Origin of the sequence: Flavobacterium rhamnosi (assembly GCF_048286515.1) — a bacterium.
In the GTDB taxonomy this organism is placed as follows: Bacteria; Bacteroidota; Bacteroidia; order Flavobacteriales; family Flavobacteriaceae; genus Flavobacterium.
Window position 1 is genome coordinate 56,535 of sequence record NZ_JBLVPS010000012.1, and the last position, 18,277, is coordinate 74,811.

The 18,277-nt window shown below is 35.3% G+C and carries 13 protein-coding genes; 10 read left to right on the forward strand and 3 right to left on the reverse strand.

All coding sequences use genetic code 11. The features are described 5' to 3' along the window. Positions 1-213: 213 nt before the first annotated feature. Both ACNQGN_RS11210 and ACNQGN_RS11215 read right to left on the reverse strand, forming a co-directional pair. Positions 214-813 carry an O-methyltransferase gene (locus ACNQGN_RS11210; RefSeq protein ID WP_417987918.1) on the reverse strand — a complete coding sequence of 200 codons (600 nt, stop codon included), beginning with the start codon at positions 811-813 and terminating at the stop codon, positions 214-216. A 419-nt stretch (positions 814-1,232) separates the two neighbouring features. Then, positions 1,233-1,661 carry a putative quinol monooxygenase gene (locus ACNQGN_RS11215; RefSeq protein WP_417987919.1) on the reverse strand — a complete coding sequence of 143 codons (429 nt, stop codon included), beginning with the start codon at positions 1,659-1,661 and terminating at the stop codon, positions 1,233-1,235. A gap of 697 nt (positions 1,662-2,358) precedes the next feature. Between ACNQGN_RS11215 and ACNQGN_RS11220 the strand changes: the two genes are divergently transcribed. Both ACNQGN_RS11220 and ACNQGN_RS11225 read left to right on the forward strand, forming a co-directional pair. Then, a complete protein-coding gene (locus ACNQGN_RS11220; protein WP_417987920.1) occupies positions 2,359-2,658 on the forward strand; it encodes a hypothetical protein in 300 nt (99 codons plus the stop codon). 355 nt (positions 2,659-3,013) lie between these two features. After that, entirely contained in the window at positions 3,014-3,394 is a 381-nt protein-coding gene (locus tag ACNQGN_RS11225; protein ID WP_417987921.1) for a cupin domain-containing protein, read from the forward strand. A 91-nt stretch (positions 3,395-3,485) separates the two neighbouring features. Here the strand turns inward: ACNQGN_RS11225 and glmM are convergent, their stop codons facing one another. Next, positions 3,486-4,874, reverse strand: a complete 1,389-nt coding sequence (glmM, locus tag ACNQGN_RS11230; RefSeq protein ID WP_417987922.1) for a phosphoglucosamine mutase — start codon at positions 4,872-4,874, stop codon at positions 3,486-3,488. A gap of 119 nt (positions 4,875-4,993) precedes the next feature. Here glmM and ACNQGN_RS11235 point away from each other — a divergent pair, with 119 nt between their 5' ends. The 8 genes from ACNQGN_RS11235 (at position 4,994) to ACNQGN_RS11270 (ending at position 18,244) form a co-directional block, all read left to right on the forward strand. Further along, positions 4,994-5,578, forward strand: coding sequence for an acyl carrier protein phosphodiesterase (locus tag ACNQGN_RS11235; protein ID WP_417987923.1), 585 nt, complete (start codon positions 4,994-4,996; stop codon positions 5,576-5,578). Next, a complete protein-coding gene (gene ggt, locus ACNQGN_RS11240; RefSeq protein WP_417987924.1) occupies positions 5,575-7,260 on the forward strand; it encodes a gamma-glutamyltransferase in 1,686 nt (561 codons plus the stop codon). The genes ACNQGN_RS11235 and ggt (ACNQGN_RS11240) overlap by 4 nt, the downstream gene beginning before the upstream one ends. 15 nt (positions 7,261-7,275) lie before the next feature. Beyond that, positions 7,276-8,961, forward strand: a complete 1,686-nt coding sequence (gene ggt, locus ACNQGN_RS11245; protein WP_417987925.1) for a gamma-glutamyltransferase — start codon at positions 7,276-7,278, stop codon at positions 8,959-8,961. A 15-nt stretch (positions 8,962-8,976) separates the two neighbouring features. Beyond that, positions 8,977-9,645: a DNA alkylation repair protein gene (locus tag ACNQGN_RS11250; RefSeq protein ID WP_417987926.1), complete on the forward strand. Its 669-nt coding sequence runs from the start codon at positions 8,977-8,979 to the stop codon at positions 9,643-9,645. 42 nt (positions 9,646-9,687) lie between these two features. Next, positions 9,688-11,472 carry a chloride channel protein gene (locus ACNQGN_RS11255; protein WP_417987927.1) on the forward strand — a complete coding sequence of 595 codons (1,785 nt, stop codon included), beginning with the start codon at positions 9,688-9,690 and terminating at the stop codon, positions 11,470-11,472. An 87-nt stretch (positions 11,473-11,559) separates the two neighbouring features. Continuing rightward, positions 11,560-14,391, forward strand: coding sequence for an excinuclease ABC subunit UvrA (gene uvrA / locus ACNQGN_RS11260; RefSeq protein ID WP_417987928.1), 2,832 nt, complete (start codon positions 11,560-11,562; stop codon positions 14,389-14,391). A gap of 119 nt (positions 14,392-14,510) precedes the next feature. Then, on the forward strand, positions 14,511-15,239 hold the full coding sequence (locus ACNQGN_RS11265; RefSeq protein WP_417987929.1) for an LOG family protein: 729 nt from the start codon (positions 14,511-14,513) through the stop codon (positions 15,237-15,239). A gap of 257 nt (positions 15,240-15,496) precedes the next feature. Next, a complete protein-coding gene (locus ACNQGN_RS11270; protein ID WP_417987978.1) occupies positions 15,497-18,244 on the forward strand; it encodes a gluzincin family metallopeptidase in 2,748 nt (915 codons plus the stop codon). The last annotated feature ends 33 nt before the right edge of the window (positions 18,245-18,277 follow it).

Here is an 18,277-nt window from a genome sequence, read left to right on the forward strand (position 1 = left end):
AAATTTAAAAATATTTTTATAAAACTATCTCAAGGGAATTAGAAGCTGTCGAAAACTAGCAAAAGAAAATTGTGGCTTCGTATTGTTGGACGTTAAATCTGAAAACCAACACCACCAACTTGCTCCCATACATATTGTAATATAAGAGCAGACTCCGGCAATTTTTGGACAATCTTCATCGATTAATTATAGTTTTGTTTTTTAATGTACTCATTAGCTAACTTTTAAATTTGGCTGTTTTTTGGTGGCAATAATAATTCCAGTAGACCAATTCATTTTAGTCAGAGTAAAATCTTTACGATTCTCTAAGTATTCAATAAGTTTATCAACATTATCTTGATGACCATTTGGCCAATTTGGTTGCGCTAACATATCATCAATGATATAAAATCCACCTTCTTTTACTAAATCAAGTATTTCCTCAATTTCACTATACTTACCAGGCCAAGCATCTGTAAATATTAAATCGAACTTACTTCCGTTATATTCTTTAATCCATTGCGTCCCATCTGTACAAATAATTTCTACTCTTTTTTCATTTCCAAAATAATTTTGCGCAATTTCAGTCAACTTTGGATTATTGTCAATCGTAATAAGATTTGATTCATTATCCATTCCATCAATCATCCATGATAATGACAAACCAGTACCTGTTCCTAATTCCAATAAATTAGATTTTGGCTTGGATGTTATTAATGTTTTTAATAGCGTACCAATATAAATATCAGATGGCATTGTAAACCCAATTTCTTTAGATTTATTTTCAATTTCTGAATGTACTTTTGGGATATCAAGAATGTTTAAATCGTTCATATTTTGTTTATTTTTTAAATTTAAGCTAATATTTTTTTTACAAGTAACTACGCATTTAGAATCCAATTTACTAATTGATATGGCTGAAACGAGCTGCTAATAATTACCCCCTCCTTTTATTCCGATTACTTTTTTATAAGCTCTCCAAAGGCAGCAAAGTCTTTAGACTGTCGATAAGGACTGTCAGTTAAGCCATAAAGATAATAACAGTTAAAATCTACCATAGAGAATTTTGGAGTAATCTGAGCTGTCTCTTATACCGACAGCTGTTTATCCTTATTTCTAAAAATGCTAAATATTCCCATTGTATTTTTGTTTCGATTTTTAATATACCCACTAAAGCCAGTACCATCTCCCATTAGTGGACATCATTTCCTTTCGTTTTCCTATATGCCTGTAACGGAAAGCTTTTTTACGGATTATTTATCCATCTTCACAGCCGAGCCAATTAGTGTCACATCTATCAGTTCTAAAGATTTAACCATATCTTTAACGGTCTCCTTGTATTTCTTAAAATGAGTTGTTTCTATGTGTGATTTATATGCAGCTGTATCGGCATATATTTCAAGTATTGTGATAAATGAGGGGGTATTTTTGTCGGCAACGGCGTAATACGTTAATACACCTGGCTCGAGACGAACTGCAGTAGTCATTTGTTCTTTTAGTGCACTATTATATGTATCCAATTGCAATGGATCAACTTTAATTTTTGCTAATCGAACCATTTGTTCTTTTTCCTGGGCCACAGTACTAAACGAAAACGTTACTAAAGATAAAGCGACTATTGCGGTAAGCAATTTGGTTCGGCTTAATTTCTGCTTCTCAGCTGTTTTAAACATTATTTTCATATTTATTGTGTTCAAGTTAAAATTATGATTGTCCTGATCTTCTCCTACTCTCTTTCTGTAACTTTACAAGTCTTTTTTTACGAAATTATCAGGGAAGTCTGCAGTTAACTTCTTAAAGCATGATAAAATCATACATATCCACCACACATAGACTTTCTTTATATGACTGTATCCTATTTTTCAACTAATATAGTTTAAATTTATAAATCCTCAAAAGGACTTTTATTTCTTGTTCTGCATATACTTTTCCTGGATCAACTCCAATTTAAAGTCAAAGCTGTACAATTGAGTTTGAGAAAAATCCAATCCTTTATTCTTGAATTGAAAACACCTCGTTTTCGTTAATTTCAATTTTCAACTATAGAAACATTTTACTTAACAATGTTTTAATAATGCTTTTTTTATATAAAGAAAACTTATTTAAAAAAATAAACATATTTACCTATTAATCAATATATTACAATATAATAATTGTATTTTTGTTTGAACTTTTATAATCAAAAAAAGTAGTTTTGAAATGCTCAAAAGCATATACTATCGCTATTTTTCTTTGAGAACTCGTTACAAAATTTTACTGGATTCTTTGCCCCTAAGCTGACACTATGCTATTTGAAAGTGGAGACCAGAACCCACTTAAAAAAACGGGGCGTTGTCGAAAAGCCATATGAGTAGAAGAACAAAATAAAAAATAGTAAAAATGGAAAACGTGAAAAAAGTAATGGTACAGTTTGACTTTCCAAGCATGACGTCAAAACAATACGATCAGGTATGGCAAGATCTGCGTGAAGCTGGACATGAAAATCCAAAAGGGTTGATACATCATGTAAGTGCTCAGACCGAAAAAGGTTTAAAAGTAATTGACGTTTGGGAAAATGCGGCCAAATTTAATGAATTTGGACAGACGCTGATGCCTATTCTTACTAAGAACGGGATTACGCCAACACAACCACTTATATTGCCACTCTACAATGAATATTCTGGTATCCAAGTTCATTAAACCTTTATCATGTTAGTTAAAAGGCAAATGAGAGCGAACTGTCTTAATCAAACAGTTCACTCTCTAATTAATTGGACTTTTCTTTCGCAACAAAATCAATAGATTCTCGGAATCTGCTTACCATCTCATCGTAGCTGAATTGGTAAGAGAATCATCAAAACTATTGTTCCTCAATTTCTTAAAGCATTATATAGCCTTTTAGAATGCGGGAAATAAAAACAAAGCAATCTCAAAAATAACAACGGAAATGAAAGCAAAACAAAAAACGGCAATCTTGATACTACTAGGTATTTTCAGCATAGTGGTGCAAATTCAGGCACAAGATTTGAAAATGTCTGGCGATCACATCATGGTTATGCCCGACCAAATTAAGTGGGGCGGTGCTCCTTCAGGTTTACCTCCGGGAGCTCAAGCTGCAGTAATCGAAGGCGACCCAAGCGTAGCAGGATTATTTACGCTCCGCGCAAAAATTCCCGCCAATTATATGATAATGCCACATTGGCATCCTGCCGCTGAGCATATCACTGTTCTTGAAGGGACATGCTATATGGGAATGGGGGATAAATATGATGAAAATGCGGCAATGAAGATGGTGACAGGAGGATTTGCAGTTATGAAAACTGGCTCTCGCCACTATTTCTTCACAAAGGAGGAATGTATCATTCAATTACATGGTATGGGACCTTGGGGAATCACTTATGTCGATCCTGCCGATGACCCTAGAAATAAAAAATAAATTTAAAAAGCTCAAAAAATATTTATTAAAAACAAAACCCTTTCAAGAGCACTATACTCTGAAAGGGTTATTAATTTTAAAAAAAGTTGTATTAAATTCCAGCTACCGCTTTAATTTCGTCAATAATTCGCAGTGCCAAAGCATCCGCTCTTTCTTGTGAAGCCGCTTCAGTGTATATGCGAATAATTGGCTCTGTATTTGATTTTCTCAGGTGCACCCAATTTTCAGCAAAGTCAATTTTCACGCCATCAATAGTAGTAATGTCTTCGTCTTTGTATTTCTCAGTCATTGCAACAAGAATGGCATCAACATCAATTTGTGGCGTCAATTCAATTTTATTTTTGCTCATGTAATATTCTGGATAGGAAGCACGCAAAGCAGAAACTGTCATTTTTTTGTTAGCCAAATGCGTTAAAAACAGTGCCACACCTACCAAACTATCACGTCCGTAATGCAGTTCCGGATAAATTATTCCACCGTTTCCTTCACCACCAATTACCGCATTATTTTTTTTCATCAATTCCACTACATTCACCTCCCCCACCGCACTGGCTTCATAGCTACCGTTATGCCTGTTGGTCACATCACGCAACGCACGAGAAGATGACATATTCGATACTGTATTTCCCGGAGTTTTACTCAAAACATAATCGGCACAAGCTACCAACGTGTATTCTTCACCAAACATTTCTCCATCTTCACAAATGAAAGCCAAACGATCCACATCTGGGTCCACTACAATTCCTAAATCTGCTTTTTCTTTTACAACCAATTCCGAAATATCAGTCAGATGTTCCTTTAACGGTTCCGGATTATGAGGAAAATGTCCGTTTGGTTCGCAATAGAGTTCTACTACTTCAACGCCCATTAATTCCAGTAATCTTGGGATAATAATTCCTCCTGAAGAGTTTACGCCATCTACAACAACCTTAAATTTAGCCGCTTTAACTGCATCAACATCCACTAATGGCAAATTCAACACTTCATCAATATGAATATCCATGTATGCATCATTAATCATAATAGCTCCTAAATCATCCACATCCGAGAAATCGAATGCTTCCGCTTCTGCAATTTCGAGAATTTTCAGCCCTTCTTCTCCATTCAGAAATTCTCCTTTCTCATTCAATAATTTTAAGGCATTCCATTGTTTTGGATTGTGAGAAGCAGTAAGAATTATTCCACCCTCCGCTTTTTCTAAAGGAACTGCAACTTCAACCGTTGGCGTTGTAGACAGACCCAAATCTATCACATCAATTCCTAAACCAATTAAAGTGTTTACTACGAGATTATGAATCATTGGCCCTGAAATACGAGCGTCACGACCTACAACAACAGTGATTTTTTCTTTTCCAATATATTTTTTCAGCCAGGTTCCATAGGCCGAAGCAAATTTAACTGCATCGACAGGTGTCAGATTATCACCTACTTTGCCTCCTATTGTCCCACGGATTCCTGATATTGATTTTATTAAAGTCATTGATTATTATTTTAATTTTTGAATTACAAATTTTAAATTGCCCACAAATATAATAATTGACAGTTTATAAAAGTTATTTAGAATTCAAAATTCATCATTTAAATTCCTAAATTAGGCGAATGAATTTTCTAGCGCACATCTATCTTTCCGGTGATAATGATTTAATCAAAATTGGCAATTTTATGGCCGATGGAATTCGTGGAAAACATTTTGAAAGTTATCCTACAGAAATTCAAAAAGGAATCATTCTGCATCGCGCTATTGACACTTTTACCGATGCAAATCCCATTTTTAGACAAAGCACCAAAAAACTGCATGAGAAATACCATCATTATGCGGGTGTAATTGTAGATGTTTTTTACGATCATTTTTTGGCTAAAAACTGGAGTACTTATTCCGATGAAAAACTGGAAGATTTCGTAGAGCGTTTTTACCAATCTTTAAAGGATAACCATACCTTTCTTTCAGAAAGGACTACGGAAATAATGCCCTACATGATTAAACACAATTGGCTCGCAAGTTATCAAACAGTGGAAGGAATCAATCAAATTTTGACGCAAATGGATCTGCGCACCAAAAACCAATCTAAAATGCGATTTGCTACCAATGAACTTTCCGAATTTTATATGGAATTTGAAAATGAGTTCACCAATTTCTTTCAAGAATTAATGTTATTTTCGAAGAATAAAATAATCACCCTATGAAAAAAGTACTTTTTTTCCTTGCCTTTGCCGTTTTAGCTTGCAAATCGAATGAAAAAACAGTGGAACCAACTGGATTGGTAAGCTCAAAAGCCATGGTTGTTTCAGCTCGTGAAGAAGCTTCACAAATAGGAGTGGAAATAATGAAAAAAGGTGGAAACGCTTTTGATGCCATGGTTGCCACTGAATTGGCTTTGGCAGTTTCCCACCCTCAGGCAGGAAATATTGGAGGTGGCGGTTTTATGGTTTATAGAAAAGCCAATGGTGAAACAGGTGCAATTGATTATAGAGAAAAAGCACCTTTAGCAGCGTCTAAAGATATGTTTTTGGACAAAAAAGGGAATGTAATAGCAGGAAAAAGTACAGAAACTGCTTTGGCAACTGGAATTCCGGGTACCATCGCAGGAATATTTGAAGTACACAAAAAACATGGTTCTTTACCTATAAGCGAAATTCTGAAACCAGTAATTGCCTTGGCAGAAAGGGGTGTTGTTGTCCCTAAATTTCAAGCTGAAAGTTTGGCTTACTATAGTGCTTCTTTTCTAAAAAGCAACGGTTCAAATAGTTTGTTTTCCAAAGTATATAAAGAGAATGACACTATAAAATATAAAGCATTAGCTGCAACATTAAAACGAATTGCCAAAAATGGACGTGATGAGTTTTACAAAGGAGAAACAGCTCAAAAGTTAATTGCTTTTCTTGCTAAAAAAGGGGGTAATGCCATGTTAGAAGATTTAAATAATTATAACGCCAAATGGAGAACACCAATTTCCTTTCAATATAAAAATTTAAAAATCACCTCCATGTCTCCTCCCAGCAGCGGCGGAATTTGTCTGAATCAAATCATGAAAATGATTGAGCCTTACAATCTTTCACAAATGGGGCACAACAGTGTAAAAACCATTCAGGTAATAACAGAAGCCGAACGAAGAGCATATGCCGACAGAAATTATTTCTTAGGTGATCCTGATTTTGTAAAACTCCCTATAACAGAATTGGTAAGTCCATCGTATTTAGAAAAAAGAATGAGTGATTTTTCTTTTGATAAAGCTTCTAAATCTTCGGATATTGCCCATGGGGAAATTAAAGGATATGAAAGCAACCAAACCACTCATTATTCCATTGTGGATGCTGCAGGAAATGCTGTTTCGGCAACTACTACTTTAAATGATAATTATGGGTCTAAAATATATTGCGATGAATTAGGTTTCTTCTTAAATAATCAAATGGATGATTTCAGTGCCAAACCGGGTGTTCCCAACTTATACGGACTCACTGGAAGTAAAGCCAACAGCATTGCTCCGGCGAAAAGAATGCTGAGCTCTATGACACCAACCATTGTGGAAAAAGACGATACACTTTTCATGGTTGTGGGTACTCCTGGAGGTTCGACAATTATCACCTCCGTTTTACAGACGATATTGAATGTTTACGAATTTGGAATAAGTATGCAAGATGCGGTCAACGCGCCTCGTTTTCACCATCAGTGGCTGCCGGATGAAATTACTTTTGAACCCAATTCATTTTCTAAAGAAGTATTGGAAAGCCTAAAGAAAAAAGGATATTTTATCAATGAAAAAAATAAAGAAATCATTGGTGAGGTAGATGCGATTTTGGTACTTCCTGATGGTAAACTTGAAGGTGGTGCAGATAAAAGAGGGGACAATAAAGCCGTTGGTTTTTAATTTTATAGTATTGGAATGAAAAAAATTATTATTCTGTTGAGTGTTTTTTTTATTGGTTGTAAAACACAAACCGTTACGGTTCAACCTACAGGACTCGTTGTTAATCAGGCAATGGTCGTTTCGGCACGTGCAGAAGCTTCCAAAATTGGAGTTGAAATCATGAGAAAAGGTGGCAATGCATTTGATGCTATGGTGGCAACCGAATTGGCTCTTGCTGTTGCTTACCCATTTGCAGGAAATCTAGGCGGCGGTGGCTTTATGGTCTATCGAAAAGCAAACGGCGAAATTGGTTCTTTGGATTACCGCGAAAAAGCACCGCTAGCAGCTACAAAAGATATGTTTCTTGATAAAAATGGAAATGTTATTAAAGGAAAAAGTACGGAATCTCCTCTTGCTATTGGCGTTCCCGGAACAATTGCCGGCGTTTTTGCAGTTCATGAAAAAATGGGTTCGCTACCTATTGAGGAAATTCTAAAGCCCGTCATTGCTTTGGCTGAAAGAGGTGTCATTGTTACCAAAAAACAAGAAGACCGACTAAATGCATACCGAGCAAAAATCATAAAAGTAAATGGTGACAAAACCTTATTTGCAACGGTTTTCAAAGAAAATGATAGTATAAAATATCCTGCACTGGCAACTACACTAAAAAGGATTTCAAAAAATGGCAGGGATGAATTTTATAAAGGAAAAACTGCCGAACTATTAGTTAAATACCTTCAGGAAAAAGGTGCTATAATCACCCTGAACGATTTGGCTAAATATGAAGCCAAATGGCGAACACCGCTTACTTTTGATTATAAAGATTTAAAGGTAATCGCTATGCCTCCACCAAGCAGTGGTGGAATTTGTCTGGCTGAAATATTCAAAATGATAGCGCCTTACGACTTGGCTAAAATGGGCCATAATTCAACTGAGGCAATTCAAGTTATCGTAGAGGCAGAAAGAAGAGCTTATGCGGACAGAAGTTATTTTCTGGGCGATCCTGATTTTGTAAAAATTCCGCTTAAGGCGTTAATGTCAGATGCTTATTTAAAACAAAGAATGTCAAATTTTAGTTTTGAAAAAGCCTCCTTGTCATCGGATATAAAAGAAGGCAAAGTAAATTATAATGAAAGTACAGAGACTACCCACTATTCAATTGTCGATCAATTTGGCAACGCTGTTTCGGCAACCACAACATTAAATGATGGTTATGGCTCCAAATATTACTGTGATGAATTGGGTTTTTTCCTTAACAATGAAATGGATGACTTCAGTGCCAAACCAGGTGAGCCCAATATGTTTGGATTAGTTGGAAATGAAGCCAACAGTATCGCGCCGCAAAAAAGAATGCTAAGTTCCATGACCCCCACAATAGTGGAGAAAAACGGAAAATTATTTATGGTTGTAGGCTCTCCTGGAGGTTCTACGATTATTACCGCTGTATTGCAAACGATATTAAATGTTTATGAATATAAATTAAGTATTCAAGAAGCCGTAAATGCGCCACGCTTTCATCACCAATGGCTGCCGGATTTAATCACTTTTGAACCCAATACATTCAACACTACAACCTTTGATACGTTGAAAGCAAAAGGATATATCATTAATGAAAAAACAACACCTGTAATAGGGAAAGTGGATGCGATTTTGGTTTTACCAAATAAAAAACTGGAAGGCGGCGCGGATTTTAGAGGAGATGACAAAGCCGTAGGATTATAAAAAAACAGAATTCATATGAACTTTATAACTGCATTAGAAAACGCTTTCAAAAAAAATAAAAATCCGGAAAATGCTTTTGCAATGTCAAAATACATGAAGAATAATTTTGCTTTTTTTGGAATAAAAACGGAGGAACGAAGACGGATCTTCAAAGAAACATGGAAAGAAAACAGCCAAGAAGTTTCCGCAAATGCAAGAGAAATTGCTTTGGCTTTATATGCAAAACAAGAACGGGAATTCCATTATTGTGCCATTGAAATCTTATTAAAAGAACTCAAAGGGAATTATAGAAAAGAAGACATTCAACTGATTGAAAAACTGATACTCAATAATTCTTGGTGGGATAGCGTGGATACGATTGCTAAGTATATTTTGGGCGAATACCTATTGGAATTTCCATCAGAAATAAAAAATGTAGTAGAACGATTTTCAAATTCAGACAATATGTGGCTGAACCGCAGCGCCATTTTATTTCAGTTGAATTACAAACAAAAAACTAATACTGATTTTTTATTTTCACAATGCTTAAAGCAAGCCCATTCTAAGGAATTTTTTATTCAAAAAGCAATTGACTGGGCCTTAAGGGAATATGGAAAGTCCAATCCCGAAATTGTGAAACAGTTTGTAGAAAACAATAATTTAAAGCCATTAAGTACAAAAGAAGCGTTGAAAAATATTTGTTGAGATTAAAATAATAGTAGTTTTGCACCCCTTTTAAAAAGTATCATGTTCAAAAAATATATCTCGAAATTAGAAACCATAATCGCTTTTGCACAATCCATTTTAACACCAAAGCAGTTTATATTTTTATCTGCGGTTTTAGTTGGTATTTCTGCTGCATTTGCTGTAATAGTCTTAAAAACTTTTGCGCACTGGGTATTTTCTTTTGCTACTTATGTAACCGGAATTTTAAAATTAGGATTCATTAACAGTATACTGCCCATAATTGGTATTCTGCTGACTGTTTTTGTTGTCAAAAGAGTTTTAGGTGGAACAATTCAAAAAGGAACTTCACAAATTTTATATGCTGTTGCCAAAAAAGCGAGTATCATTCCCAAAAAACAAATGTACGCCCAAATTGTAACGAGTTCGTTAACGGTTGGATTAGGGGGTTCGGCAGGTTTAGAAAGCCCTATTGTAATTACAGGTGCCGCCTTTGGTTCGAATTATGCCCAAAAATATAAATTAAGTTACAAAGACCGAACCTTATTAATAGGCTGTGGTGTAGCTGCCGGAATTGCAGCTGCTTTTAATGCTCCCATTGCCGGAGTATTGTTTGCTATCGAAGTTTTGTTGGTCGATGTGAGTATTTCGGCCTTTACTCCCATTATGATCGCTGCAGCAACAGGAGCTTTAGTTTCCGTAATTGCGTTAGATGAAACTATTTTACTGTCCTTCAGACAACAACAAGATTTTGATTATCACAATATTCCTTTTTACGTGCTACTGGGATTATTAACCGGATTTATTTCGGTTTATTATTCTCGAAATTTTCAAAGAGTAGAACACTTTTTTGCACGACTGAAATTGTCACCTTACAAAAAAGCACTCCTTGGCGCTTCGGTTTTGGCTGTCCTCATTTTTATTTTTCCGACACTTTTTGGTGAAGGGTATGAAAGTATTAAAACATTATCAGAGAATGATCCTGGAAAGCTACTGGAAAACACATTATTTAGCGGTTTCAGAAATAACAGTTGGGCACTTTTACTTTTTGTGGGTTGTACGATGATGGTAAAGGTATTTGCAACGGGAATAACTTTAAGTAGCGGAGGAAATGGAGGAAACTTTGCTCCTTCCCTATTTTTGGGTTCTTATGTCGGTTTTTTCTTTTCCAAATTTCTAAATCTGACAGGCCTTACCAAATTACCCATAAGTAATTTTACTATGGTAGGAATGGCTGGTATTTTGAGCGGCTTATTTCATGCTCCTTTAACGGCAATATTCCTAATAGCAGAGATAACGGGAGGTTACAATTTAATGATTCCTTTGATGATTGTTGCCTCAATTAGTTTTGCCATTTCAAAACGTTTTGAAAAACATTCTATGGATGTTAAGAATTTAGCCAAAAAAGGGCATGCCTTTACCAGTAATAAAGACACGAACATACTTTCGACTTTAGAGACTTCTTCGATAATCCAAACTGACTACTTAACGGTTTCACCTAATGAAAATTTAGAAAGACTCGTAGACCTGATTTCCCATTCCAATCAAGTAATTTTTGCAGTAGTGGATACTGAAAAAAACTTATTGGGTATTGTGCATTTTAATGATATTCGGGAAATAATATTTAATACCTACAGAGTAAAGTATACTTTGGTTAAAGAAATAATGACTAAACCGATAGAAATAACCACACCAGATGACAGTATGGAAATGGTTATGAATAAATTTGAAAAATCTAAAAAAGCCTTTTTACCCGTACTCAAAAACGATAAATACTATGGTTTTATTTCCAAATCTGTTGCACTTGAAGCCTACAGAACAAAACTAAAATCAATGACGATTGAATAATTTTTAATTCTTCTTTTAACATAAACTTCTAAACTGTTGTATCGAAAGAATAAATCAAAATGGTAACTTTGCTTTTTTGTAAAAATTATGTTAGACAAAGACAATACCATTGAAGTTCAAGGCGCTCGCGTTCATAACTTAAAAAACATAGACATTTCCATTCCTCGTGAAAAACTGGTCGTAATTACCGGTCTTTCAGGTTCTGGAAAATCATCCTTAGCTTTTGATACGATTTATGCCGAAGGGCAACGCCGTTATGTAGAAACATTTTCTGCCTATGCACGTCAATTTCTCGGTGGCTTAGAACGGCCTGATGTAGATAAGATTGACGGACTGTCACCCGTAATTGCCATTGAACAAAAAACAACCAGTAAAAGTCCGCGTTCCACAGTAGGGACAATTACTGAAATTTATGATTTCCTGCGTTTACTATATGCCCGTGGTGCCGATGCCTACAGTTACAATACAGGTGAAAAAATGGTTTCCTATTCTGATGCGCAAATCAAGGATTTGATTATTCATGATTTTAAAGGAAAACGAATCAATATTCTCGCACCGGTTATTCGCGCTCGAAAAGGACATTATGCAGAGCTCTTTCAACAAATAGCCAAACAAGGTTTCCTTAAAGTGAGAGTAAATGGGGATGTGCTGGATATTACTTTGGGAATGAAATTAGACCGTTATAAAACACACGATATAGAAATTGTTGTCGATCGAATGGTGATTGAAGATACGGCAGATCACGAAAAACGATTGTCGGAAAGCATCAACACGGCAATGCATCATGGAGAGAATGTTTTGATGGTTTTAGATCAAGATTCAAATGAAGTGCGTTTTTTCAGTAGAAATTTGATGTGCCCAACCACTGGAATTTCATACCAGAATCCAGAGCCGAATTTATTCTCTTTCAATTCCCCAAAAGGCGCTTGCGACCATTGCAACGGTTTGGGAACTGTAAATGAAATCAATACTAAAAAGATTATTCCCAATCGGAAATTATCAATAAAAAATGGTGGTTTTGCCCCTTTGGGAGAATACAAATCATCCTGGATTTTTAAGCAATTAGAAATCATTGGTGAAAAATATGGTTTCAAATTAACGGATGCCATAGAAACTATTCCGCAGGAAGCGATGGAAATGATTTTGAATGGCGGAAAAGAAAAATTCACCATCAACTCCAAAGATTTAGGTGTTGCACGAGAATACAAAATTGATTTTGAAGGGATTTCGCATTTTATAAAAAACCAGCACGATGAAAGCGGGTCAACGACTATAAAACGTTGGGCAAAGGAATTCATGGACGAAATAAAGTGCCCCGTTTGCGAAGGTTCCCGTTTGAAAAAGGAAGCGATGTTCTTTAAAATCAATGAGAAAAATATTACCGAATTGTGCGATATGGACATTTCGGATTTGACCGCCTGGTTTTTTGACCTGGAGAATCATCTGTCTGACAAACAAAAAATTATCGCTACGGAAGTAATCAAAGAGATTAAGGACAGATTGAATTTTTTAATGAATGTCGGTTTGGATTATTTGGCCTTAAGCCGAAGCTCAAAATCACTTTCGGGAGGTGAGGCACAACGCATTCGTTTGGCTACTCAAATTGGCTCCCAATTGGTTGGTGTTTTGTATATTCTGGATGAACCAAGTATTGGTTTGCACCAAAGAGACAATGATAAATTGATTCATTCTTTAGAACAATTAAGAGATATTGGAAATTCGGTAATTGTGGTAGAACACGATAAAGATATGATCGAACGTGCAGATTATGTTATTGACATTGGACCAAAAGCGGGAAAATATGGAGGAGAAATCATTAGTAAAGGTACGCCTTCCGAAATACTGAAACACCATACTATTACAGCCATGTATATGAATGGTGAAATGAAAATTGAAGTCCCGGCTACACGTCGTGAAGGAAATGGAAAATTCCTAAAACTTTCCGGAGCTACCGGAAATAACCTAAAAAATGTTTCAATAGAATTACCGTTAGGTAAAATGATTTGCGTGACCGGCGTTTCTGGAAGTGGAAAATCAACTTTGATAAATGAGACGCTCTACCCTATTTTGAACGCGTATTATTTTAATGGCGTCAAAAAGCCACAACCGTATAAAAAAATTGAAGGATTGGAACATATCGATAAAGTGATTGATATCGACCAAAGCCCTATAGGCAGAACACCCAGAAGTAACCCGGCAACATACACCGAGGTCTTTACAGAGATCAGAAATCTGTTTACAATGACTTCCGAGAGTATGATACGCGGATATAAAGCGGGACGATTTAGTTTTAATGTAAAAGGCGGTCGTTGCGAAACCTGCGAAGGTTCCGGCGTACGAACCATTGAGATGAACTTTTTGCCAGATGTTTATGTGGAATGCGAAACCTGTCAAGGGAAACGTTTTAACAGAGAAACACTGGAGATCCGATACAAAGGAAAATCAATTTCGGATGTTTTGAACATGACCGTTGATGAAGCTGTTCCTTTCTTTGAAATGATTCCGAAGATTTATAGAAAAGTAAAAACAATTCAGGACGTTGGTTTAGGATATATCACATTAGGCCAACAAAGTACAACACTTTCAGGTGGCGAAGCACAGCGCATCAAACTGGCAGGAGAATTGTCTAAAAAAGATACTGGCAATACTTTTTATATTTTGGATGAGCCGACAACGGGATTGCATTTTGAAGATATCAGAGTGCTGATGGAAGTAATCAATAAACTGGTCGACAAAGGAAATACGATTTTGATTATCGAGCATAATATGGATGTCATTAAGCTAGCGGATTATATTATAGACATTGGTCCTGAGGGCGGTAAAGGCGGCGGACAACTTATAGCCAAAGGAACTCCGGAGGAAATAATAAAAATTAAAAAGAGTTATACTGCGCAGTTTTTGAAAAAAGAATTACTTTAGTATTGGAGAGCCCTGGCGGATGCAGGGACTATCCTTTACCTTGCTGCTGCCAGCAAGTGAAAGATACTGTACAAAGCAGAAAATAGCGCTAAAAAGAAATCGTTAAAATACAATAGAAAATGAGATTAGAAGATTTTGATAATGACGAGGATAAAGTAATCCAAGATAGACTAAAGAGAAAAACCTGGAACGAAATAAGAACAAATGACAGCTGGGCTATTTTTAAAATTATGGCCGAATTTGTCAATGGATATGAGAGCATGGGCCGTATTGGTCCGTGTGTAACCATTTTTGGTTCTGCAAGAACAAAACCCGAAGAGGCCTACTATTTACTTGCCGAAAAAATTGCCTATAAAATCAGTAAAGCCGGTTATGGCGTGATTACCGGTGGTGGTCCCGGAATTATGGAAGCCGGAAATAAAGGAGCACATTTAGGAGGAGGAACATCAGTGGGATTGAATATTGAACTGCCTTTTGAGCAACATTTCAACCCGTATATTGACAGCGATAAAAACTTAAATTTTGATTATTTCTTTGTTCGAAAAGTAATGTTTGTAAAATATTCCCAAGGTTTTGTGGTGATGCCGGGAGGTTTTGGAACAATGGACGAATTGTTTGAAGCAATGACGCTGATTCAAACTAAGAAAATTGCAAGGTTCCCAATAATATTGGTAGGCACCAGCTTTTGGTCGGGATTAATCGACTGGATAAAAACCGTTTTAATAGAAAAAGAACATACGGTAAGCCCCGAAGATTTGAATTTATTCAAAATTGTAGATACTGAGGATGAAGTCGTTGATGTGTTAGACAAATTCTATAAAAAATATGATTTAACACCGAATTTTTAATAAAAAGGAGGTCTCACCCATAAGAGTGGTCGAAAGAAATTCTGGCCACTTTATAAATCTTCCGACCATGACTATTTCACCAACAGCTTTCTTTTTTTAGTAATTTTAATATGGTTTTATCCTTTTTTAGTCGAATAAATAAGTATATTTATTTTTTATAATTTTAATGCCAACACTTGAAATCATTCTTTAAAATTGCATTTTACATTCTTGTTTTAGTACCTTCAGTAAAACAATATGCACAACATCATTCCAAAATGATCGTTGAATTGAATTCAGAGCGTAAAACATTAAATATTCAACAAGAACTTACTTTTTTTAACCAGTCAAAAGATACGTTGTCGACACTTATTTTAAATGACTGGCAAAATGCCTATTCTGATAAAAATACGCCATTAGCGAAACGCTTTTCGGACGAATTTTACAGAGGCTTTCATTTGGCTAAAGAAGAAGAACGGGGAAGCACTAAAGATTTAACCATAATTGACGCCAATCAATTATTCCTTTCCTTTAAAAGAACAGCGAAAAACCCTGACTACATTGAAGTTAAACTACGAGAAAAAGTACTTCCAAACCAGAAAGTCACTTTCCATCTCACCTATATTGTTAAAATCCCCAGTGATAAATTCACAAAGTATGGGTATAACACTAACGGAGAAATGAATCTTAAAAACTGGTTTCTTACTCCAGCTCGTTATGAAAATCATAATTTTATTCGCTACAGCAACAATAATCTAGATGATATTGCCAATGCGGTTTCCAATTTTGACATTGACCTGAAAGTTCCCGCATCTTTAGAAATTACATCTGATTTAAATAGTGCCCTTATAAGTGCGAATGAAAATTATAAAAATTATAAATTATCGGGAAACAACCGAACTGATTTTAGTCTTTTTGCGGAAGCAAAATCTAGTTTTATAAGTTTTAAAAATAATACAGCTGAGGTGCTGACAAATCTCAAAGAGAATAAAATAAGCGCCATTCAAAAAGCAGTTATTGTGGATCGTGTGATGAATTATGTAAATAACCTTGTAGGTACATATCCGCATGAAAAAATAACTGTTTCCCAAACGGACTATGAGAGAAATCCTTTTTATGGACTGAATCAATTGCCTTCCTTCTTAAGTCCCTTTTCAGATGAGTTTATTTTTGAAATTAAGTTTTTGAAAACCTATATGAATTCCTACTTGAAAAACAGCCTGCGTTTAAATCCCCGAAAAGACAACTGGATTTATGATGGAATTCAAGTGTATACCATGATGAAATACATTGATGAAAATCATCCGGACACTAAGATGTTTGGTAGTGTTTCTAAACTTCGATTATTGAAAAGCTATAATATAACCAACCTGAATTTTAATGAACAATACAGCTATTTTTATATGCTGATGGCTCGGAAAAATTTAGACCAGCCCCTTGGTGATCCAAAAAATAGCCTGATAAAATTTAATGAACAAATTGCCAGTAAATACAGAGCTGGTTTGAGTTTTAGATTTCTGGATGATTATCTGCAGCAGGAAGCGGTGGGAAATAGCATTCGTCAATTCTACAAGCAAAACAAGCAAAAACAGGTTTCCAGAACTGATTTTGAAACGATTCTAAAATCAAACACCAATAAAGACATTAACTGGTTTTTTACTACCATTATCAATTCCAGAGGAATCATTGATTATAAATTTTCGAACGTTTCAAAAACAAAAGACAGCATTACTTTTTCTGTAAAAAACAAAACCAATGTTTTAGTGCCGATTCCTGTGTATGGTGTAAAAAAAGGGAAAGTGGTTTTTAAGAAATGGCTTGATGCCGATGAAATGGACAGCACTTTTACTATTGAAAGAAAAAATGCGGATAAAATTATTTTAAATTATAAAAACGAAGTTCCGGAATATAATTTGAGAAATAACTGGAAAAAATTAGAAGGTTTTTTTCCAAACAATCGCCCAATCAAATTTGACTTTCTTAAGGATTTAGAAGACCCTTATTACAATCAGGTTCTGTACGTGCCTACGCTAGCTTATAATTTTTACGATGGACTTAGTCCGGGCCTAAGACTTCATAATAAAACTATATTAGATAAGCCATTTACTTTTGATATTAATCCGTCCTATTCGACTAAATCCGACAATTTATCCGGATTTGCTTCTTTTGTAGTCAACAAAAACTACCGAAACAGTACCTTATACAATGTAAAATATTCTGCCACCGGTTCTTTTTTCCATTATGCTCCGGATGCGACCTATCTAAAAATAAACCCTGCAGTACTGCTGCGGATTCGTCAAGAAAGCTTTAGAGACAATAGAAAACAGGCTATACTACTACGCCAAGTATTGGTGAATAGAGAAAAGAGTGCATTAATCACTGATAATTCAACTGAAAATTATTCGGTTTTTAACGCCAAATATTTCAATACCAGAACAGAAGTTACCAATCACTTTAATTTCATTTCTGATGTCCAAATATCAAGTAAATTTGGTAAAATTGCGACCGAATTTGAATACAGAAAACTCTTTGAAAATAATTTTCAAATAAATTTACGATTGTATGCCGGAAGCTTTTTATACAATAGAACCGAATCCGATTTTTTCAGTTTTGCTTTAGATCGCCCAACGGATTATCTATTTGATTATAACTATTACGGGAGATCCGAAAGCAAAGGTTTTTATAGCCAGCAATTTATATTAGCGGAGGGCGGTTTTAAATCAAAACTTAGCACCCCTTTTGCCAATCAATGGATTACCACTTTAAACGGAAGTTTTAATATTTGGAACTGGATGGAAATTTACACAGACATAGGTCTTATTAAAAACAGAACCCAAAATGCGCGATTCGTATATGATAGTGGAATTCGTCTGAATCTGGTAACCGACTATTTCGAATTGTATTTTCCAATATATTCCAACAATGGATGGGAAATTGCACAAAATAACTACAATGAAAAAATCCGATTTGTAGTCACATTCTCTCCAAGAACATTAATCAATCTTTTTAATCGAAAATGGTTCTAATCGAACGCAAAAAGTAATATAATTTACATTATT